This is a genomic window from Qipengyuania sp. JB2-7 (assembly GCF_055693485.1).
Window position 1 is genome coordinate 426,284 of the sequence record NZ_CM146335.1, and the last position, 21,091, is coordinate 447,374.

The following is a 21,091-nucleotide window of genomic DNA, read 5'->3' on the forward strand; positions in this document are numbered from 1 at the left end:
CAGCTTTTCTGCGGTGATTCGGCCCCTGACATACGCTTGACAGAGTGCTAGAGAAGCGTTGCCATGGCCACTCAATCCAGCGTTATCAATCCACAGAAAATGGTCTCTGACCTTGCCGTTTCAGGCCGGGCGGCGCAGCGTGTTTTGGCGCGTGCCAGTGATGCCGAGAAGGCTGAAGCGTTACGTCGGGCTGCTGAGAACCTGCTGACGGATGAGGCGACAATCCTTGATGCCAACGGTCAGGATTGTGAAGCGGCCAGAAAATCCGGGCTTTCTGATGCTATGGTAGATCGCCTAATGCTTGATAGCGCGCGGCTGGAAGGTATCGCGGATGCGGTGCGCGCAGTTGCAGACTTGCCCGATCCCGTTGGCAATGTGATCGATCAGACAACGCCCGCAAACTGTCTCAACCTGTCACGTGTACGTATCCCTATCGGCCTCTTGGGGATCATTTATGAAAGCCGCCCTAATGTAACGGCGGATGCGGCGGCGCTCTGTGTACGTAGCGGCAATGCGGCTTTGCTGCGTGGGGGTAGCGAGGCTGTGCGGTCGAACACCGCCATCCATTCTGGATTTGTGCGTGGACTGGCCCATGGTGGACTGCCAGAGGCAAGCGTGCAGCTGATGCCGAGCCAGGATCGCGACATGGTTGGTGCGATGCTGGCTGCAGCAGGTGAGATCGACATGATTATCCCGCGTGGCGGGCGCAGCTTGGTGGAGCGGGTTCAGAACGATGCTCGCGTTCCGGTGCTCGCGCATTTGGATGGCCTGTGCCACACATATATTCACGCCGCCGCTGAGCCCGATATGGCCTCCGCCATTGCGGTCAACGCAAAGATGCGCCGCACCGGCATCTGCGGAGCGATGGAAACTCTGCTCATTGATAGACAATTCGTGGCCAAAGATGACATAATAGGCGCTTTGATTGAGGCTGGCGCAATTTTGCATGGTGATGCGGCGGCGCAAGCGGTGAACAGCGCAGTGATCCCTGCTAATGCAAATGACTGGGATACCGAGTATCTGACGCCGGATTTGTCAGTCGCCATCGTTGATGGAATGGATGCCGCACTCGCACATATTGCGCGCCATTCGTCGGGGCACACTGATGCGATTGTTACCAGTGATGATGCGGCGGCCGAGCGATTCCTGGCAGAAGTCGACAGCGCGATTGTGATGCACAACGCCTCAACTCAATTCGCTGACGGCGGCGAGTTTGGTCTGGGTGCAGAGATCGGCATTGCGACGGGCCGATTGCATGCGCGTGGGCCGGTCGCGTTGGAGGGCCTCACGACTTACAAATGGCAGGTGCGCGGCGAGGGCCAGACGCGGCCATGAGCCAAAGCGCTTGACCACAAACACTCATGTTGGACTGCTCGGCGGCAGCTTTAATCCTGCGCACGGCGGTCACCGCCACATATCGTTGTTCGCGCTCAATGCGCTCGGACTTGATGAGGTGTGGTGGCTTGTTTCTCCCGGCAATCCGTTAAAACCCAGGAAGGGCATGGCGCCGCTTGCCGCACGGCTTGCCTCTGCGAAAGTGCAAGCGCGCCGCGCACCCATTCGCCCGACCGCAATCGAGCAGCAGTTGGGCACGCGATATACGGTAAACACGCTCCGCGCACTCACCCGCCGTTATCCAAAAAAACGGTTTGTCTGGCTAATGGGTTCAGACAACCTCGCCCAATTTCACCGCTGGAAAGACTGGCGCATGATCGCACGAATAATGCCGATTGCGGTAATTGCCCGTCCGGGCTATGATGGTGCTGCTGTCGCAAGCCCCGCGATGGCCTGGCTCAGGCGATACCGCGTATCACCCGCCAGTTTTGGTAACGGGGGCAGATGGAGCGCGCCGGCACTGGTGACTTTGCGTTTCGATCCCGATGAAAGGTCCGCCACGGCCATCCGCCGTGATGACCCGAATTGGGCTTCGCGCTATCGCCAACAGGCGCTGCATGATCCACTCACTTTTCGAAGGGTTCATGACATTACGGAGGCAGAGGCATGAGTATGCGCTGGCTCATGTCGCGCTGCTTTGCTTCACCGATCAGGAGTATTCAATCCGCCTATGACTATGGCGCAAACAACACCGGCCAAAGCCGCTGGATCGAAAGTTCTGCCTTTGGGTAAAGACAAGGCAGACAAGGGTGATAGCCAATCGCTGCTCGATATGGTTTTGCAGCACCTTGACGACGATCAGGCACAAGACATTGTGACCATCGATCTGGAGGGCAAGAGCTCGATCGCGGACCATATGGTGATCGCGTCAGGTCGCTCGACCCGTCAGGTCGCATCCATTGCGCAAAAACTTGCCGAGAAAGTGAAGCAGGCAGGGCACGGTCCCGTGCGGCTGGAAGGGCTTCCAGCGGCGGATTGGGTGCTGCTCGACGCAGGCGATGTGGTAGTGCATCTATTCCGCCCGGAAGTTCGCAGCTTTTACAACCTTGAGCGGATGTGGGCATTTGGCGATGCGCCGCCAGTTGCCGCTGGCAGCGCGTAATTCTCCTTCACATTATCGCTCGCGGGAAAATTGCGCGCTCGCCTGAAGGTGAGCTGGTTGATCGTTACGCAAAACGAATTCCGTGGGATTTCAAACATACCGAGCTACCTGAAACTGGCGGTAGAGTCGCGCCTGCACAAAACCCATACAAAACGGTGCTGATGGATGAACGGGGCAAGGATCTCGCGTCTGAAGAGCTTGCAACACTACTCGGACGATGGCGCGATGACGGGATGCGAGAGGTGCGCTTTGTGATTGGTGCAGCGGACGGGCATTCCAAGCAGGAACGGCAAGAGGCCGATCTGTTGCTTGCATTCGGCTCAGCGACTTGGCCGCATCTATTGGCCCGAGCGATGCTGGCCGAGCAATTGTATCGCGCGACGATGATTTTGGCGGGCCACCCCTACCATCGCAGCGGATAATAGGGCACACATTATCACAATGCGTAAAGTATGGATCCTAGTTTTGTTTTTTGCCGCTTGCGCGGGCTCTATTGTGGTTCAGCATGGCGTTATTGCGCAAGGTATCGGTTTTGTCGAAACAGCCGAGGATGCACGTACCGCGCTCGATACTGCCCGCACGCAGGCACAGCAGGCTCGTACTCGCGTTGCGCAGTTTGAACAGCAGGCGCGCGATGCGCGGGATGCCGCCGACGAGGCACGCGCCCGCGTCGCGGCGATGGCGGCCAGAATACAGCAGGCCGAAGCGGGGATTGGCTTGGCGGAGGCGCAGCTCGCTCTCGTCCAGGGCCAGACGCGAATGTTGAACAGAGAGCTGGCGGATCGGCGTGAACCGATTGTGCGCCTCACCGGCGCGTTGCAAACATTAGTACGTCAGTCGGTTTCGCTAAGTCTTTTGCGCCCTGGGTCAGTTCGCGACACTGTTTATCTTGGAGCCATTCTTGACAGCGCGATTCCCGTGGTGCGCGACCGGACGGCGGCTTTACGTGGTGATCTGGAGAAGGTGGACGAGCTCGAAGACGAAGCACGCGATCTGATCGCGCAACGTCGCGAAGCTCAAAGTGATCTGCAAAATCAACGACGCGAGCTGCAGGCGGTATCGCGCCAACAAAGACTGGCGTCGCAAAATGCATCTGGTGCCGCAAATCGCGAGGAAACGCGCGCGCTTGCGCTGGCGGAGGAGGCGCGCGATCTCGATGGACTGGTTGGTCGTTTGGAGCGAGCAGGAGGGCTGCGTTCTGAGCTTGCCGCTTTGCCGGGCCCCATTTTGCGACCAGCAAATCCAACTGTTGCAGGTGCTGGTGGTGCGCGTCTTGGCGCAGCCGCGCAGGAGCCTGGCGAGTCCCAGATTGGAGTGTCGCTCGCCCCTTATCGCCTTCCGGTGGACGGGCGGATTACTGCGGGTTTTGGAGAATTGCGTGAAGGCGGTACGCGGGGATCAGGGCTGGATATCGTTGCGCGTCCGGAGGCTCAAATTGTCGCCCCGGCGGCAGGACGAATTGTTTTCGCTGGGCCGTTTCGTGGTTTCTCGCAAATCATAATTATTGAACATAGCAGCGGCTGGACTAGCCTGATCACCGGGCTGGGTGATTTGAGTGCAGAGGTGGGAGAACGCGTTGTCGAAGGCTCCCCAATTGGCCAGGCAAGCCGCGAATCGCCGCTGATCACGCTAGAGGTTCGCCGCGAGGGCACGCCCATTAACCCCTTGGAATTGATCACCAGCTAACCTCACCAATCCATCAAGAATACACCAATTCGGGTGTGCGTCGGTTGCCGACGGAATCTCATCTGGTGTTCATCGAAGGATGCGAATACTCTCCGAATGACTCGACTAGTGGAAAGCTGATATGAAATTTGCCTCTCTTGCTCGCAGCGCGGCTCTTGTGACGGTCGTGGCCCTGATCCCGACAACTACGGCGCTTACTGCGCAGGTCGACGGCCGCGCGGGGTCAGAGTTCTCAAAGCTTTTCGCCACCTATCAACGGATCAAAGCGAGCTATGTTGAGCCGGTCGAGGATGAGAAACTGATCCGCGGGGCGATTGATGGCATGCTTGCGTCGCTCGATCCACACTCGGCGTTCCTTGATGGCTCTGATCTACAGCGTCTTGAGACAATGATCGATGGAAATTACTCCGGTCTCGGCCTTTCGGTTGTCCATGATGATGGCGCGGTTAAGATCATTTCGCCATTCCGCGGCAGCCCGGCTGACAAAGCGGGGATCAAGGCAGGCGATTTTATTACACACCTTGATGGCGAGTTGATTTACGGCGGCGATCTGGATGACGCGGTCAGCCGCATGCGCGGACCGGCGGGCACCTCGATTCGCCTTACCGTCTTCCGTCCCGGTACCGTGACGAGCCTTTCGATGTTTCGGTGACACGCGGTGTTATTGAGCTGGAACCAGTTACGCACGAGCTCAAGTCTGGGAATATTGGCCATATCATGGTCAACGAGTTTTCTCGCGATGTAGGCAGCGATGTCTTTGCCGCGTGGGAGGCATTGCAAGGGGAGGCAACGGGTCGCTTGAACGGTCTCGTTCTTGACCTGCGGTCAAATCCTGGCGGTTCACTGGACGAAGCGGTCGCTTTGTCTGACCTGTTTTTAGATGAAGGGCGTATCGTGTCTCAGCGTGGCCGTGCGCGTGGTGAGACGCTCTATTACGATGCAGAAACAGTATTTCGCGGCGACATTGCCGAAGGTATGCCCATTATCGTCCTGATTGATGCAGGCTCGGCATCCGCCTCTGAAATCGTCGCGGGTGCGCTGCAGGATCATCGCCGCGCGGTGATTATGGGCGACCGCAGTTTCGGCAAGGGCAGTGTGCAATCACTTCTGCCCCTTGGCCGCGATGCTGCGCTGAAGCTGACCACGGCACGCTATTTTACCCCGGTACGGCCATTCGGTGCAGGAGGGTGGCATCAAGCCGGACATTACCGTACCACAAATCTCCGATCCTGATCTCGCGAAGCGGGCGAAGTTCATCATGCGCGAATCCGATTTGCGTGGCCATCTGGTCAATGAACTGGGCCTCGAAGATGCCGCGCTTGAGCGGGATAAGCTCGACGATCCTCGCTTCAAACTGACAGCCGAGGAGCTGGAAGAGCAAGGCATTGAGGATTTCCAACTTCACTATGCGGTTGAGACTCTGCGTCGGACGACGCCCAATTCGGTCGCTCGCAATTAGGCAGGGCCATTGGCGATGAGTCTTTCGCGCACCGGCGTCAGAGCGCAGCGTCTGGCATTGGCCGTGCCCGTCTTACTGTTGGGTGGCGCCTATATCGGCGAGCTTGGGTTCGGCCTTTATCCATGTGAGATGTGCTGGTGGCAGCGTTGGCCGCATTTTGTGGCGATACCGTTGGCTCTGCTCAGCTTTTTCGCTGCCCCTAAACGACTCTGGATTGCGCTTGCGGCGCTCGCCATCTCGGCATCTGGCCTGATCGGGGCGTTTCACGCTGGCGTCGAATACGGCTGGTGGGAGGGTATCACCGGCTGTGCTGTGACTGCGGTTCCGAGCGGCGGCAGTGCGCTGGATGCCGTTATGGATGCGCCGATGGTGCGCTGTGACGAGGCGCCTTGGGATTTGTTTGGTGTTTCCCTGGCTGGCTGGAATTTCCTGATTTCTTGCTTATCTGCTTGTATGATCGCAGGGTTGCTTTTGAAGGATGCTCGCCATGACTAAGGTCCGACTGAAAAAGTCAGATATTCATCGCATGATTCGCGTTGATCAGGCGGGCGAGTTTGGCGCGACGCGAATTTATGCGGGTCAGCTGGCGGTAATGGGTGACCGTGGCCCGGATTCAGCGGAAATCGAGCATATGGCCGAGCAAGAGGCTGAGCATCACGCGAAGTTCAATGCACTTATGGCGGAACGCAGCGTGCGCCCGACAGCCCTACAACCCTTTTGGTCAGCAGCCGGCTATGCGCTGGGTGCAGGCACTGCTTTGCTGGGACCAGAGGCAGCGATGGCCTGCACCGCTGCGGTCGAAGAGGAAATCGATCGTCATTATTCAGAGCAGCTCGATCAGCTGGCTGAGAGCGGCGATGATCCAGAACTCGCTGGCATGATTGAGGAATTTCGCGAGGATGAGCGCGCGCATCGCGATGAGGCCCTGGCACGCGGCGCAGAGCGGGCACCCGCCTATCCAGTTTTGTCAGGCCTTATCCGTTTCGGGTGCCGCGCGGCGATCAAGATTTCGGAACGTGTTTAGTCGCTTCAGTGCGGGTTCAGCACGAAGCTGTTGAGACCGGATCCGTAAAGAAATGAGGTTGAATATGACTGTGCGCTCTCTTTTCGCGGTAAGCCTTGGCGGCGTGATGATGCTTGCCACCCCTCTGGCTGCGCAGGATGAAGACTTGCAGGCAGATGCCGCAGCAATCCCCGACAATGTGCAGACGGCCTTTGTCTATGGCGATGACGCGGCTCCACCATGCCCTGAAGATACGATTTGCGTGATCGCGCGCCTGCCGGATGGCGACCGCTATCGCATCCCGCCGAATCTGCGGTTTAGCGACAATCCGGCCAATGACAGTTGGACTCAGCGGGTAGAAAAACTTGAACTGGTCGGCAGCTTTGGCGCATTGTCGTGTTCGCCCGTTGGCGCGGGTGGTTTCACCGGGTGTACACAGCAGTTGGTTGATGCGGCGTTTGCGGATCGGCGCGAAGGTGAAGATATTCGCTTTAGCCAACTTATTCAGGCGGCGCGTGAAGAACGGCTTTCGACGATTGATAGCGATGCTGCCGCCGAGCAGGAGCGGGTCGAACAGATTGAGCGCGAATATCTCGAAAGGCTAGAGAGGGAGCGTGCAGCACCAACGCCAGACGAAGAAACTGAGGAAGCACCGCCAGCGCTTATCGAGCCGGAAGGTTGATTGTATAAGCACTTGCACGGAATTTTCCTGCAAACTTAATCATTGTCGATTATGGGCGATTCCATGGTTAGCCCGCAGAAGATTCTGACAGTTTTTGGCACGCGTCCAGAAGCGATTAAACTGTTCCCTTTGGTGCAGGCGTTTGAAGCAGATGAACGATTTATCTCGCGTGTATGCGTTTCAGCTCAGCACCGCGAAATGCTCGATCAGGTTCTGTCTCTGTCAGGTATTGAGCCGCATCACGACCTTAACCTGATGACGCCGGGCCAAACGCTTGATGCACTGACAGCGCGCGCTCTGGTCGAAATCGGTAAAGTGCTCGATGAAGAACAACCCGATTGGGTCGTCGTTCAAGGTGACACCACGACGGTTATGGCTGGCGCAATCGCTGCGTATTACCGGAAGATCCCGGTGTGTCATGTTGAGGCTGGCCTACGTAGTGGTGATATTCATCACCCATGGCCCGAAGAGGTAAACCGCCGGGTGGTTGGCACCTTCGCTGCGCTGCATTGCGCGCCGACCGAAACGGCAGCCAAGGCTTTACTCAGTGAGAATACCGACGCTGCCATCGTGCATGTAACCGGCAACACGGTGATTGATGCGCTGCAATGGGTGACAAAAAAAGTGAGCGAACAGCCGGCGCTGGTCGCTGGCCTTACTGATTTAGAGGCGCGCTTTGCTGGCAAGCGGATCATTGGAATGACCAGTCATCGGCGCGAGAATTTTGGCGACGGCATGCAAGCGATTGCATCTGCTGTGAAACGCTTGGCCGCGCGCGATGATATCGCGGTTATTTTCCCGGTCCATCTCAACCCAAATGTCCGCGCAGTTATGAATGACGAGCTTGCGGGACTTGATAACGTCGCGCTCATTGAACCGCTCGATTATCCGCACTTCGCCCGTCTCCTCGATATCGCGGATTTGATGCTAACTGATAGCGGGGGCGTTCAAGAAGAAGCGCCTGCTTTGGGTAAGCCGGTTCTGGTAATGCGCGAAACGACCGAACGACCTGAGGGCGTCGAGGCGGGAACGGCAAAACTCGTGGGTACCGATGCGGACGTTATTGTGCGTGAGACTGAGCGGCTTTTGGACGATGATGGTGCCTATGCGGCGATGGCTCGCGCGCATAACCCATTTGGCGATGGCAAAGCTGCACAGAGGATTGTGGAATTACTTAAAACCTCACATAGCTGAGCTGGTTCGCGGGCGATTGTTCTAGCGCTTTGGCATCTTTTGGCATATCGAAGCACAGGGCAGCGAAGAGCCGTACCAGACACTTAAATCAGTTAGGCACCTATGTCACGAATTACACTCACGGCAGAGAAGATCACGTTTGAGGGCTTCTCCGACATAAGCGATGATGATCTCCTACAGATACTCAAAATCAGGAATGAGCCGGACATCCGCGCCAACATGTTTACCGACCACGCGATCTCGGAAGCGGAGCATTTGGCATGGGCAAAGGGTGTTGAGGGACGATCTGATTGTCTATATCTCGCGGCCTACTTTGAAAACGAGGTGGTTGGCGTTGTGAATCTTGCGGCTTGGACACAAAAACACCGTCGTGCTGATTGGGCGTTCTACCTCTCGCAATCTACCCGTGGTAAAGGGCTTGGCTCGTCGGTCGAATTCAAATTTCTGGAATTGGCGTTCGGTGAACTGGGTTTGGTAAAGCTGAATTGCGAGGTGATTGATTTCAATCGCCCTGTAATTGCGCTTCACAAGAAATTTGGCTTTATGGAAGAAGGGGTGCGGCGCCATCATTTGACCCGCGACAGTGAACCTATGGATGTACACTTGCTAGGGATCACTAAATCAGAATGGCTGGCTTCTAGGCGTCGCTTTTTAGGAGAAACAACCAATGCGTGACGCAGCCTATTACCGCGAAGTCATTGATGAGATTGAGCGAGTAAGAACGAAGAATAATAAAAACTGGATGGATTTGCTTCGTCTTGCATTCGATCATGCACCTCAAGAGGCCGCAGAAATTGTTTCGGAAATCTATAAAGAAGATGATCAAATCTCCAAGCTGGCGAAGAAGCTGACCGGATGATTCATTTGCTTCATACTAAAGACTGACACAGAATTATGAGTGATCACATCTCCATTGCTGGCCGCCCCATAGGCCCCGACCATGAGCCCTATGTCATTTGCGAGTTGTCGGGCAATCACAACGGCTCGCTCGACCGCATGCTAATGCTGCTGGAGGCCGCCGCAAAAACCGGTGCTGATGCGATCAAAATTCAATCCTACACTGCTGATACGATCACAATTGACCATGACGGTGAGGGATTTCATCTGGATGGCACGATCTGGGCCGGACAGACTTTGTACGATCTGTACAAGCAAGCGCAGACACCTTTCGAGTGGCACCCAGCCTTGTTCAAGAAGGCAGAAGAGCTCGGCGTCACCTTGTTTTCCAGCCCGTTCGATGAGTCAGCAGTTGATATGCTTGACGAGCTGGGTGCGCCGGCTTTCAAGATTGCTTCGTTCGAGGCCATTGATCTTCCGCTCATTAGCTACGCCGCGTCGAAGAGGAAGCCGCTGATCATATCGACCGGTATGGCAAATTTGTCTGAGATACATGATGCGGTGCGCGCTGCCTGTGAGTGCGGGTGTGAGGACCTGGTCCTGCTGCATTGCGTAAGTTCATATCCGGCACCGGATGAGCAATCCAATATCAGGACGATCCCGCATCTTGGGCAAGCTTTTGGTTGTCCTGTGGGGCTGTCGGATCACACAATGGGAAGCGCTGTAGCGGTTGCGTCCGTTGCTTTGGGGGCATCGGTTATCGAGAAACATTTCACCCTCGCCCGAGCCGATGGAGGCCCGGATGCGGAATTTAGCCTTGAGCCTCATGAATTTGAGGCGTTAGTGACGGATTGTAAACGAGCTTGGACTTCTTTGGGCAAGCCGTCCTACAGCTTGACCGGGGCCGAAGGCGGGTCGGTGAAGTTTCGACGATCGCTTTACATCGTAGAAGACGTGCCTGTTGGTGCTGTGCTCGACAAGACTAATGTCAAGTCAATCCGCCCAGGGTTTGGATTGGCCCCAAAACATTTGCCGACCGTTCTTGGCAGGAGCGTCAAACGAGATTTGAAACGTGGTGAACCACTTTTGTGGGATCTGCTGGATTAGCGGGTCAGAGTCGAATGGATGTGATGTTCATTCGGGTCAGAAACATGCCAACACAGGCCATAGATGCAGAGAAAACGAGTAGGCGGGTAGGTGTCGGCCCTGCAAAAACAGTTATGGCGAAAAACCCAGCGAGGACTGTCCAGTTAATCAGTGCCAATTGTCGAAAGCGATTGGTGGCCTGAAGAATGATCGCATAGGGGTTGAATAAGAACACCATTGCTAAGATGGCGATGCTTACGCCGTGTATCCATTGTATTTCGATACCGTAGACAAGGGCATTCACCAGTGCGATTACATATCCAGCGAGAACGGCTGCGCCGCCACTGAGCGCTAATCCGGCTAACTCGATCTTTCGAATTTTCTTTACGAATCCATGAATTTCACCGGGTCTAAGTGAGACGATGTATCGATGGAAATGAACGCCAATTAGAAAGGCCCCTTGCGCTGCAATCAATTTCGGCAGCACCAGCTTCGTAAGTAACCCGAGCTCCTCAAGTGTGAAAAATATGCTGCCAAAGACCCGCTCATTGTTGAGCATCATCATACCCGAAAGCCCAGACAGAACTGCAAATAGGCCAAGGCTGACATTCTTTCTAAACCGTTGCCATAGCGCTATCGGTCGAATGCGTCGGATCTTCAGAATACCAACTTTGAATGCAAACACCGCCAGCAGTGGAAACGCGAGAACTTCCCCCCAAAGTATGGTGTGCGCAATCGGCACGGTAATCACGCCTAAGATAAGAATATCTAACAGGATCGCTAAAGACTTGATTGTGTAGGCAGTTGGATGTGTGAATAGGTCTTTAGAGGCGCGGCAGGCCGAGAGAAGCAGCATATTGGCCGCCGCAAAAAATAGGGTCAGGAAAGCCGCGCCGAAGCTGAAGGGTGTTACGAGACTGACGATGTGTGCGACTATCAAGGCCAGTGCGAAGATCGAGCTCAGTCCAATCAGAAAGAAAGCTCCAATTCGTCGACTTGCCAGGGTGACCTTGCCAGGTTCGAACAACTTTTGATTGTAGATCAGCTTTGAAAAGCCGAAGCTTCCAATGTCGAAAAACAGGGAAACGAGGAGCAACATGGCCGAAACTGCACCAAATGGCGCGTTCCCCAGCAAAAAAGATAGGGCGATCACTCGCAGTGCATGCGTTCCCGCACCAAATGCGAGCAGTCCGCTAGATCCGAATAGTCGCCTCAATTCCGCTGTTGTCTCATCGATCGCCCAGCTTAAGCAATTTTCGCGCTTGGCCAACAAGATTGGGTGAGCGCTCAATCGCTGGCCCCGCTACCTGTTGGTTCTTGCCAGGGAAGTTGAGTGAGTTGGTCCGCACTTGCATCACTATATCATCGAAGGATGCCCCCTCATAAGCTTTCTGTTCAAAAGAAGACACCGCCTTGAGGTGGTTCACATAGCTTGGAGCCACGCGATCCATCAAATGCACAAATTTGATTATTTGCGCGCGTCTGGTTGCGTCATCGGGGATATCGATTGAGTGGCCTTGACCCTTGACGGTTGGGCAAACGCCAATGCATTCGTACTTGTTTGTGCCCAAGGCGATCACCGGCTTACCGCGCCAAACGGCTTCGAGCACTGAACTACCTCCGTTCAGAACAACGAGTTCAGAAGCCGCAATCAATGCTGAAGTATGAATGGACGAGTCTGGCGCCACATACGTGATTTTTCTTTCAGAGCAGAACTTGCGATAATGGTGGTCGGGAAAATGGCCTGTCACTTTGCCGACTTTTTGCGCCCAAATCGGATGCCCGCGAACCAGAAAGCTAGACCAAGGGATCCCCAGTTGTGATTGCAGGTATTCAAGTGCCTGAAAGTTGTCACTCCAGTCGGTTTCCCAGTCTGGATGTCCCCAAAACTCATAACTGCTGGATGGCAGCACCAAAACTTTGTCTGAACCCCAAGGCAAGCTTTGGTGATCACCCTGATCTATGTCATGACCTGTTTGAAAGTCGCGCCACTCATTCGATGCAACGCGTCGCGTGCGACGTGTCAATATCTCAGAGGCGCGACCTTTCTCAGTCTCGGATAGCTCAGCATCGCGGAATTCCCGGCATAGCTTATGGGTATTCTTGAGCCCGAGGCAGTTTTCGAATGGCAGCATGTGAATGCCATCGCCAAACCAAGATCGCTCATAGGAGATATAGTCGATATCAAGATGCGCAGCGGCGTCGATGATCCCGCGTGTGATATCAATTCGGCCGTTGAAGACCATTAAGAGGTCCATATTGAACTGCTCGATCCAGCGGCATGCAGAATGGAAGCCTGCACGGTAGGATTCTAGCAATTGATCATGCGCAGGATTATAGACCAGGTCGCTGGACAATTCTGCGCGGCAAAGCGCTGCTCTGTTCGACAACATGGCAGCCTCTTCGCCCGGGACAGACTTATCCTTCGTGCTCCAGTCGATGACAAATGTGCGTGATGGTTTGCGAAGTCCAGTCCGCCCAAGTCGGCATTTAATGCAATTGTCGAGTGAGCCGAATGCAAAACTATGATATTGCTTGTCGTAACACTTGGTGAAAGAACCGTAGCAAGCCAGCTCGCTAGTTTGCGCCCCGCTTTGCATTGCGAGTTCTAGCAGAAAATCGAACTGGTGATTGTGGGGGCGCCATGGAAATATCTGCGCAATTCCCACTCTGTCGTACTTTGCCAGAGTCATGGGTGACGCGTGCCGGATAGTTTCAGTCGAGGTGAGCGCCCTCCAACTGTCAATTGCGTGCGTAAGAAATCAACCCCAGCAATAGCTCCGATAGCGAGCAGAGAGAGAACGAATACCGGCAGGTTTAGCGGATTGATGAGCAAAGAAATTAAAAACGTCGAAGACAGGTAACAAAATAGCACCCTACCGCCATAGTAGGAACCCTTGCGCATCATCGTCTGAGCCATGCGGAGCGCCACACCAAGTGACGCAAAAGCAAAAAGAGTGACCGTAAAGTGGTAGTCATATTCCAGACTGGCGCTAGCCGGAATAAAGTAACCGTCATAATCGGTGGCTTCCAATTCGTAACCGAAGCGTCCGAGAAACATTTGCTGCAGTCCTGCAAAAGCGGTCGAATCACCAAGGTTACGATCACCTAGAATAGCTTCACTAACCCACGAGACATGAAACGCGTATTGCAAGACGGCTATGGCATAGTTGGCTGCTTCGTTCAGAGCCACGCCCCAGGCATTGACCGGTACATTGGGGCACCTAACGACGATCTCGATTGCGGGCTGCGCCAAGTGAATACACAAGTCGCTGAGGTAATCAGCGGCGCTTGCTGCGCCGAATGCCTGCGCACGAAGGGCAAAGATGATGCCAAAAACCGTCAGTACAGATGTGGCCGCAAACACCAGTCTACCAACGGTCAAGAAACTGGGAAGGGATGGCTGACCACAGGCGCCGCGCGCCAACATGGCTGACGTCGCAATAGCAACTGAGATAAGTAACACCGTTCGACCCCCGGTGATGAGGGTCAACCCGGCAAGTCCGAGCAGAACCAGGGCAGCGACGACAAAACGCCGACGATCCCAATTCTCCCAATCCATAATGAGGTTGATTAAAGGGAGATAGACCACCGCCGAAAAGATATTACCGATAACACTCCAAAAGCCACCGCGCTCTCCCTGCGAATTGAATTCAGCGCGAGCGCCCGCAATTCCCAGATTTGCGTAATCTATCCCTCGTAAGATGGTGCGATCATAATACATGGCCAAGATGCTGGCGATAACGATGGCACCAAGAACAATATTGAATGTTGGCGAGGTTAAATAGGAAACAGGTCTTGACTCGATCCTTGTAGAGGCAAGCATAAAGCCACCCCAAGTCGAATATGCGGCTGCGACAAACATCAGGAAGAACGCGACGGCTACCATGCCGAAAGTAATCCAAGTGTACAGGCTTGCGATGGCAGCAAAGCCAATCTTAGCCAGTACTAGCTTGGAAATAGTCAGCCCAGTTGACTGGTTTACCTGCATGTCAAAAGCAACTTTGTATTCATAATTCTCGACGGACAAGCCGCATCCAAGCTGAGGTGCCTACATATAAGAGCCAATGGAACGGGCGAACCACATGGTACGCCATGCCTTTTCCTCGACGGGCGTAATCTTCACCAATCACATTCAATGCCTTGGTTACCATCATTCTCTTGTTTGCTGAAATAGACTGGTGAACCTTCCTGTAATGGACCAAAGGCGCGTTTACCCGGCGGATTTCTGCACCCATGCTGGAGGATCTCAGCCACAAATCATAGTCTTCTACGGCGACATAGCTCTTTGATTGATTGAAAAGGCCAACGCTTTCTAGGATCTCCCGCCTCGCGATCACACTGGAAAGTGGCAGCCAATTCTTAAGCATTAACCTGGCATGACTAATTTGCGATGTGGTCGGGTCGAGTGGCTTGGTGGTAATTGGGGTGGGAACTGTATCGTCTATGAAGTCGATAACCCGGGCAGAAAGGATATCCGCACCGGACCGATCAAGCGCCTCAATCTGTGTTTCAAGCTTGTGCGGAACCCATAAATCATCGGCATCGCAGAAGGCGACTATCTCGCCACTCGATTTCTTAATGCCCAAATTACGCGGACCAGCGGGGCCACCAAAATTTGATGGGGCCTGGTGCAGATGAAATCGACTGTCTACACTGCAAATTAAGTTGAGAATGTCGATCGTGTGGTCAGTCGAACAGTCATCAACTAAATGTACATCGAAATCGGTGAACGTTTGGGCCCTGATCGAGGCAAGCGTTTCACCGATATACTTTTCCGCGTTGAATATCGGAACAACAACAGATACCCGGGCCATACCTTGCCTTCAATCCTTCGAGCGATTGCTTGATTGGTTCGCAGCTTGTGCTGATTTGTTGGCAAACGACTCCATTTGGAATTCAGACAAGATCAGGCGAGAAGTCTGACGCCCGCTACCGCCATCAACAAAAACCTCGATGAGCGCCGTTGAGCAACCTAGCGGGACTTCCAACGCAAGTGTCGTATCGTTGGCTACATTACCCAAATCAGCACGAGCTACCTCTTTACCCTCACTCTCAGACCCGAAGCACGACAGCACCAGTTCCGCAGAACCATTCTGATCGATTTCGCTCAGATCTTTTCGGAAGGATAGTTGTCTCGGATCATCATCTAGAAAAACAACTTTCCTGCCAACTCTGCCCGTCACACTGCCTCGCGCAAAGAACTCGGCGGAATTGGTCCCGACGGGCGCTCCGCCGCGATCTGATCGTGCTACCAGCTCCCATTTGACTGGCGGGTATCCCTGCGAAGCAAAGCTTTGCTCAAACGACGCATCGAACGCCTCTTTGTCAGAGGCGCCGGGAAATTTTGGATAAATACTGCGCAGCAGATCAAACTCTTCGGCCCCAGCGAGGCGATACAGAATTGTCTCGTAACTCCCGCGGAGTCTGTCCACTTCGGGCGCTTGCTCCACTTCATTAATAATGAGCGCCAAGGGAATGACGGTCTCGGTGCTCGCGAGAATCTCTTCAAAGAAACCTTCGAGCCACGGAGTTTTCTTTGAAATGAAAGGGGCAAACAAACGTCGCGCCTCAGGCGTCGATATCACTTGCGCAAGTTGCGAAAACATGAGTGGCCGTGCCTCCGGTTCAACTCGAAGCACCGCATCGATATGGTCCATTGCGGCCTTGTCGTCGCCATCTCTTGCAGATTGCTCAGCAAGCCAAATTTGCGCAATCGCCTCACGTTTCGATAGCTTTGCCGTTTGCTTCATGAGCGAGACCGCGCTTTCGCGATCGCCTTGAGCATCAACCGTCAACGCCAGAACGCGTAGGGCACGAGCATTTAATGGCGTTTCAGCAAGAACCTTTCTGGCCCTCAGATCGGCAGTTTCGTGATCGGAAAATCCGGGCTGGATTTGTTCTTGCTCAATCTGCCGGAGATGAATTTGGTTAAGATCGAACCCTGCGCCCCAGTCTGTATTGGGGAATAGAGTTAGGCCGACGCCCGCGCGGGCATTCATAAATGATAGGGTGGCTAGCACGATTGCACAAGCGATGATCCCCATCGGTGGCGCCTTGCACCTGTTGCGTATCTGACGGCTAGCAAGCCGTGTCTTTTTGTTAGCCATGCGAATCTCAGCCCTTCTGAATGCGGCCTAGGCTTTTTCAGCTTCTTCCTCGTTGCCGTACCCGTACCCATAGCCATAGCCATATCCAGCATCGCTCGGGGCGTACTTGGTTAAAACTACGCCGAACAGATTCGCATGCGCTTCTTGCAGGCGCCTGAGCGCGAGTGTAGCCGCGCGAGCGGGCGTGCGGCTCGCTTCTACCACATAGACCACACCCTCGACGGAATTGCCGATCAACTGAGCATCCGAGAACCCCAGCATTGGCGGGCCATCGACAATCACGTGATCATACCGCTCGAGCAAAGTGGTGATAAGTGTTTTGAGTCGGTCCCCGCCCAAGAGTTCGGACGGGTTCGGCGGCTGCCTACCGGCCGTCATGACATTAAGCATTGGGTTGGCCGTTGTATGTATCAGGCGATCAAGATCGTCATCTCCAGACAAGAAATTGCTGGTCCCCACCTCGTTATCAAATTCGAAAAAGCTTTGAACGTTTGGTTTGCGCAGGTCGGCGTCGACCAGAATTGTTTTACGTCCTGTGCGGGAAATGATTGATGCTAAGGCCATTCCTGTTACCGACTTGCCCTCCGAAGGCGCAGTACTCGCGGTTGAAATCGATCTTGGCAGTCCATGTGTAGTTGCGAAATTGAGGTTTGTTCGCACCGCAAAATATGCGTCAGAAAGGTCGGATTTTGGATCACCAAGCAGCTCATCAATGTTGTCGGTCTCAAAGATTGGAATAGCGCCCAGAAGCGGGAGCCCCAACTTGTCTCTGACCTGATCGGGCTCCCGCAAACCTTCATCCAGATTCTCAAGAATGAAGATTGAGCCAACGGCAAGTCCCGCTCCAGCTGCCAATGCGATAAGCAAATTGACCAGCAACCGTGGTGAGGATGGGTCATCCGGCAAAACGGCCAAATCCACCACAGAAATATTGTTGGCCGCGACGCCCGCGACGCCAATTTCTTTGTATCTCTGGAGCAGCCCATCGTACAACTCGCGGTTTGTGTCCGCTTCACGCTGATAAATATTGTATTGTATCGAAGCGCGCTGCTCAGAACTTAAGCCATCCAGCGCCTCATCAAGCTTTTGTCGAATGGTCCGCTCGCTTGCCATTGCAGCTTCAAAATTTGTCGCAAAGCTGTCGAGTGTGGCTGCCTCTAGGCGAGCAATGCTCGATTTAAGAGAATCGATCTTTTCTTGAAGTGCAACAGCCGTTGGATATTCCGGCTCGAACTGCACCATCAATTGCGCATATTGGCTCTCTGAAGTTGCCAGCTGTTGTTGCAATTCATTAAGTGCGGGGTTTTGCAGCGCCCGTTCGTTTGATCCGCGTATCCGTGCCGCGTTAAGGGCACCTTCCGCTGCCGCGCGCATAGCGGTTGCCTCAGCTAGCGCATCGTTCAACTGGCGCACCTTTGTCCCGCGAAGCGTGTCGGAATTTCGCGAAATGACGCCATCTTCCCCAATGCGTACAATTCCTTGTTCAGCAGCATAATTGACCAAATCGCGCTCTGATTCTTCAACGCGTTGACGCAATCCATTGAGGCGCGATTCAAGAAACTCTCTTGCGTCGGCAGTAGAATCAAACCGCCTATCCATGGATTGAGAGATGAACTCTTCAACCCAAACGTTTGCGATTTGTGCTGACAGAGACGGGGATGCACTGGTGTAGCTGATGTCGACCAGAGCGGAACTGCGAATTGGGTTTACGGTTAGCCGGTCAAGCAGTGTTTCGACCACCAAATTCTCGCGCGCCTGCAGGGCTTCGCTATCTAGCGCGCGCCCATCGCCTATATCGAAAAAGCCGCTATCTTCTGGGGACACGCCATTGGCTTCAAAGAACTCGTCGTTTCTGGCCAGATTCAGTCGCTGTGACACCCGCGTTGCGAGCGATCTCGCTTCCAATAGCGCGTACTGCGTAAAATAGAACTCGAGGTCACGCCCTGCCTCATCGGATTCTACTCCTTGGACATTGGTGATGCGTTGCTGCTGTCGGGCAATCTCGATCCGTGATGTCGAGGTGTATTGTGGGGTCGCGATCAGAGTTAGCAATATTCCTGCGACCAGTGCTGCAGCCATTATGCCGATGGCCAGCCAGCGATGGCGAATAAGTGTATTCCAATAGTACAGCAGAGGTGGGCGGTCTTGAGCGCCAAACTGACCATCAAGGTCGTATTGAGCAGTCGGCGCAGTCGCCAACACCGATGGATCATGCATTTCTTTACCTAACATTTTTCGTCAATGCCGCCAATGGCTGCTCAGCGTAATCAGATTGAATTGTTACTGATGAGAGCGACAATTGGAGTAGTGATGAGGGTGGAGGCGCGAATGAAACGGTCGAACAAACGCCTCGCTCTAGATTCACCAACGACAACAATATCTTGCGCATAGACCCTTGGGTCGTCGTAGTACCCCCTCCGGATTGACGACAGATTGTACAGTGCAACCATTCGCCTGCCATTTACGGTCCGAAAGATCACTACATCATCCAGCTTGGCAAACTCCGAAGAGCCCTTTGCCGATGCGACGGCCCTCATAAGGGTCATCTCGGTCAAAGCGGGATAGTTACCCGGCTCAATCACTTGACCGCTGACTGTGATGTATTGGCTGTTTGCTTCAAGGACATTCACAGCAACTCTAGGGTCTCGGACAAACCGACTCTTAAGCGCCTCGGTTATCTCTACACCGAGCTCTTCTGGCACTTTTCCAGCGGCACGGAATGTTCCCGCCAGAGGCACAGCGATGTTTCCAGCGCCATCGACGACTATTTCGCGTTCGCTAAGATCACCAAACCCAGCCACGTCGACAACTAATTTGTCCGACGCACCGATGAGATAACCATCAAATCCGCCGCCGTGCTCAGGCGCAGGAAGCTCAGCAGCGTCCACCAGGTCAAGCGTCTCAGTCGATTGCAGTGGTGGTGTGCCGGCACAAGCCGTTAGAGCAAACAGCATCGGTGCGAGGACTAAACTGGTAATTCGCATGTCTTAGTTTTCCAAAGCCTGTTTTGTTTCATGGTCAATAAAGCCAAATTCTCGCTCGGCCAATCTCCGGCCTGGTACGAACTTGGCCATGGCGCCCACACAAACTACTGCGAGGACCAGCAAGGTGGGCGTGCGAAGCGGATAGTCAACCAAACTTGCAACCCCCAACAGCGCTAATACCGCCGCGGATGAACGTGCGATGACGAGTTGACGCCTGTCGCTTACGCGATCGAACAACAACCTCCAAACCGCGACCAAAAACGCGGCGATTCCAACAGCGATCAGCAATGCGACTGGAAGCCCTCCGTTCAAGACCAACTGAAGCCAGTCATTGTGGGCCTGATTGACGTAGCGTGGTGTCAGGAGATCAGTGGGTTCATAGATCCGAAAAATATTATCAAAAACGCCGAAGCCCGTGCCCCACGGAAAAGTATCCTTTGTCATCTGCCAGACGACTGGCAATATCTCAAAGCGCAGATCTTGCAGACTGTCCGTTTCAAGAAGCCGCTCGAAGGCGCGCCCTCGGGAAATCAGGATCGTTGTTGCCGAAAGGGCTAAAAGCGCACCGACAGTGATGAGTGGGCCGCGAGCAGAAAGTTTCGATTTGGGTTTGGCGGCGCTCCCGCTTTGCTGTTGATACACCCAAGTACTCAAAGCTAGCGCAGCAGCGCTCAAGAGCAATCCAGATCGCGACCCAGTAATCAAAATCAAGGGAGGAACTGAAGCAGCTAGCGCAAGCGCGATCAGGGTCTGCGATCTCACTATGCTGGCCTTTCCCTTCAACGACGAAACGAAGGCAGTGAGGATTGGAAGTGCACAGGCGAGCATTAGTGCATTATGATTGCGATTTGCGAACAGCCCAACAGCAGTCCCGTTATTGGTTGTTCGATAAAAATACAAAGGGCCATTTGGCGAGCCAAGTATTTGAAGCAAGCCAATGAACCCACTCACAAAAGCCATCAAAATGATCGCTCTAAAGGCACGTTCTATTCCGACACTATCCGACGACAAGGCCAGAATGAGAGCGGTCAATGGTAGCAGGAGGCTGAAGGCCGCATTAAGTCCGCCGTCGGGCGACATGGACAGGGGAAGCCAAGGCAAAGGCTGCTCAGCTATTCGATACACCTCGACTGCAATTTCCCTGGCCGGCAGGCTCGTCCAAAGTTCCGGCGGAAGTGGAACGATGTGCGTAACAGCCAATACCAACGAGGCGAGGCCGATCCCGAGCACCAGTTTCGAGCGCTGCCACGCAACTCTGCCGAAGCGGTAAACAGCATAAACGAACATTATGGCTGAGATCGGTACCGCAGCAATAGTAGCGTAGCAACATCAGACCGAGATGCGCCACCGAATACAAAGACGAACACGATAAGGGCGGTCAAAGCCAGCCCAGCTTCGCTGCAGCGATGATCTAAGATGTTAGGTTGATTGTCTGGTATCATCGTGTGCCAAGGTGATTGCTTGCTAAGCGCGCCAAATAATTGCTGAGTTCCGAGGTTTTGCCAACGCTAAATGGCTAACGCTATGTCTAAGTTTGGGAGTAATTGAAAGAG

20 protein-coding genes and 1 pseudogene are annotated in these 21,091 nt (G+C 54.2%); 13 read left to right on the top strand and 8 right to left on the bottom strand.

Annotated elements, in window-relative coordinates:
- Positions 1 to 63 precede the first annotated feature (63 nt).
- The 13 genes and pseudogenes from ACZ1GM_RS02065 (at position 64) to pseI (ending at position 10,465) form a co-directional block, all read left to right on the top strand.
- On the top strand, positions 64 to 1,335 hold the full coding sequence (locus ACZ1GM_RS02065; RefSeq protein WP_472677542.1) for a glutamate-5-semialdehyde dehydrogenase: 1,272 nt from the start codon (positions 64 to 66) through the stop codon (positions 1,333 to 1,335).
- 10 nt (positions 1,336 to 1,345) lie between these two features.
- A complete protein-coding gene (locus tag ACZ1GM_RS02070) occupies positions 1,346 to 2,005 on the top strand; it encodes a nicotinate-nucleotide adenylyltransferase (RefSeq protein ID WP_472677543.1) in 660 nt (219 codons plus the stop codon).
- A gap of 162 nt (positions 2,006 to 2,167) precedes the next feature.
- Positions 2,168 to 2,497 (top strand): ribosome silencing factor, encoded by a 330-nt coding sequence (gene rsfS, locus ACZ1GM_RS02075; protein WP_472678604.1) that lies wholly within the window; start codon positions 2,168 to 2,170, stop codon positions 2,495 to 2,497.
- On the top strand, positions 2,497 to 2,919 hold the full coding sequence (locus ACZ1GM_RS02080; protein WP_472678605.1) for a 23S rRNA (pseudouridine(1915)-N(3))-methyltransferase RlmH: 423 nt from the start codon (positions 2,497 to 2,499) through the stop codon (positions 2,917 to 2,919). Before rsfS ends, ACZ1GM_RS02080 begins: the two co-directional genes overlap by 1 nt.
- Before the next feature lie 19 nt (positions 2,920 to 2,938).
- A complete protein-coding gene (locus ACZ1GM_RS02085) occupies positions 2,939 to 4,183 on the top strand; it encodes a murein hydrolase activator EnvC family protein (protein WP_472677544.1) in 1,245 nt (414 codons plus the stop codon).
- A 121-nt stretch (positions 4,184 to 4,304) separates the two neighbouring features.
- A pseudogene (locus tag ACZ1GM_RS02090) lies at positions 4,305 to 5,642 on the top strand (S41 family peptidase).
- 15 nt (positions 5,643 to 5,657) lie between these two features.
- A complete protein-coding gene (locus ACZ1GM_RS02095) occupies positions 5,658 to 6,137 on the top strand; it encodes a disulfide bond formation protein B (protein WP_472677545.1) in 480 nt (159 codons plus the stop codon).
- Entirely contained in the window at positions 6,130 to 6,666 is a 537-nt protein-coding gene (locus ACZ1GM_RS02100; RefSeq protein ID WP_472677546.1) for a demethoxyubiquinone hydroxylase family protein, read from the top strand. The genes ACZ1GM_RS02095 and ACZ1GM_RS02100 overlap by 8 nt, the downstream gene beginning before the upstream one ends.
- Before the next feature lie 64 nt (positions 6,667 to 6,730).
- Positions 6,731 to 7,327 (top strand): hypothetical protein, encoded by a 597-nt coding sequence (locus ACZ1GM_RS02105; protein WP_472677547.1) that lies wholly within the window; start codon positions 6,731 to 6,733, stop codon positions 7,325 to 7,327.
- Positions 7,328 to 7,390: 63 nt separating this feature from the next.
- On the top strand, positions 7,391 to 8,521 hold the full coding sequence (gene wecB, locus ACZ1GM_RS02110; protein WP_472677548.1) for a non-hydrolyzing UDP-N-acetylglucosamine 2-epimerase: 1,131 nt from the start codon (positions 7,391 to 7,393) through the stop codon (positions 8,519 to 8,521).
- A gap of 102 nt (positions 8,522 to 8,623) precedes the next feature.
- Entirely contained in the window at positions 8,624 to 9,196 is a 573-nt protein-coding gene (gene pseH, locus ACZ1GM_RS02115) for a UDP-4-amino-4,6-dideoxy-N-acetyl-beta-L-altrosamine N-acetyltransferase (protein ID WP_472677549.1), read from the top strand.
- Positions 9,189 to 9,380 (top strand): hypothetical protein, encoded by a 192-nt coding sequence (locus ACZ1GM_RS02120; RefSeq protein WP_472677550.1) that lies wholly within the window; start codon positions 9,189 to 9,191, stop codon positions 9,378 to 9,380. Before pseH ends, ACZ1GM_RS02120 begins: the two co-directional genes overlap by 8 nt.
- A gap of 35 nt (positions 9,381 to 9,415) precedes the next feature.
- A complete protein-coding gene (gene pseI, locus ACZ1GM_RS02125) occupies positions 9,416 to 10,465 on the top strand; it encodes a pseudaminic acid synthase (protein WP_472677551.1) in 1,050 nt (349 codons plus the stop codon).
- A 4-nt stretch (positions 10,466 to 10,469) separates the two neighbouring features.
- Here pseI and ACZ1GM_RS02130 read toward each other — a convergent pair whose 3' ends face one another.
- The 8 genes from ACZ1GM_RS02130 to ACZ1GM_RS02165 all read right to left on the bottom strand — a co-directional run bounded on the left by ACZ1GM_RS02130 (position 10,470) and on the right by ACZ1GM_RS02165 (position 20,825).
- Positions 10,470 to 11,714, bottom strand: a complete 1,245-nt coding sequence (locus ACZ1GM_RS02130) for a hypothetical protein (protein ID WP_472677552.1) — start codon at positions 11,712 to 11,714, stop codon at positions 10,470 to 10,472.
- Positions 11,674 to 12,837 carry a hypothetical protein gene (locus tag ACZ1GM_RS02135; RefSeq protein WP_472677553.1) on the bottom strand — a complete coding sequence of 388 codons (1,164 nt, stop codon included), beginning with the start codon at positions 12,835 to 12,837 and terminating at the stop codon, positions 11,674 to 11,676. Before ACZ1GM_RS02135 ends, ACZ1GM_RS02130 begins: the two co-directional genes overlap by 41 nt.
- 296 nt (positions 12,838 to 13,133) lie before the next feature.
- The gene (locus tag ACZ1GM_RS02140) at positions 13,134 to 14,474 is read right to left on the bottom strand and encodes a hypothetical protein (protein ID WP_472677554.1); all 1,341 of its coding nucleotides are present in this window, start codon (positions 14,472 to 14,474) and stop codon (positions 13,134 to 13,136) included.
- Positions 14,455 to 15,261, bottom strand: a complete 807-nt coding sequence (locus ACZ1GM_RS02145) for a glycosyltransferase family 2 protein (RefSeq protein WP_472677555.1) — start codon at positions 15,259 to 15,261, stop codon at positions 14,455 to 14,457. Before ACZ1GM_RS02145 ends, ACZ1GM_RS02140 begins: the two co-directional genes overlap by 20 nt.
- A gap of 9 nt (positions 15,262 to 15,270) precedes the next feature.
- The gene (locus ACZ1GM_RS02150) at positions 15,271 to 16,554 is read right to left on the bottom strand and encodes a tetratricopeptide repeat protein (protein WP_472677556.1); all 1,284 of its coding nucleotides are present in this window, start codon (positions 16,552 to 16,554) and stop codon (positions 15,271 to 15,273) included.
- 27 nt (positions 16,555 to 16,581) lie between these two features.
- A complete protein-coding gene (locus ACZ1GM_RS02155; RefSeq protein ID WP_472677557.1) occupies positions 16,582 to 18,771 on the bottom strand; it encodes a GumC family protein in 2,190 nt (729 codons plus the stop codon).
- Positions 18,772 to 18,821: 50 nt separating this feature from the next.
- Positions 18,822 to 19,538 (bottom strand): polysaccharide biosynthesis/export family protein, encoded by a 717-nt coding sequence (locus ACZ1GM_RS02160; protein WP_472677558.1) that lies wholly within the window; start codon positions 19,536 to 19,538, stop codon positions 18,822 to 18,824.
- 3 nt (positions 19,539 to 19,541) lie between these two features.
- Entirely contained in the window at positions 19,542 to 20,825 is a 1,284-nt protein-coding gene (locus tag ACZ1GM_RS02165) for an O-antigen ligase family protein (RefSeq protein WP_472677559.1), read from the bottom strand.
- Positions 20,826 to 21,091: the final 266 nt, after the last annotated feature.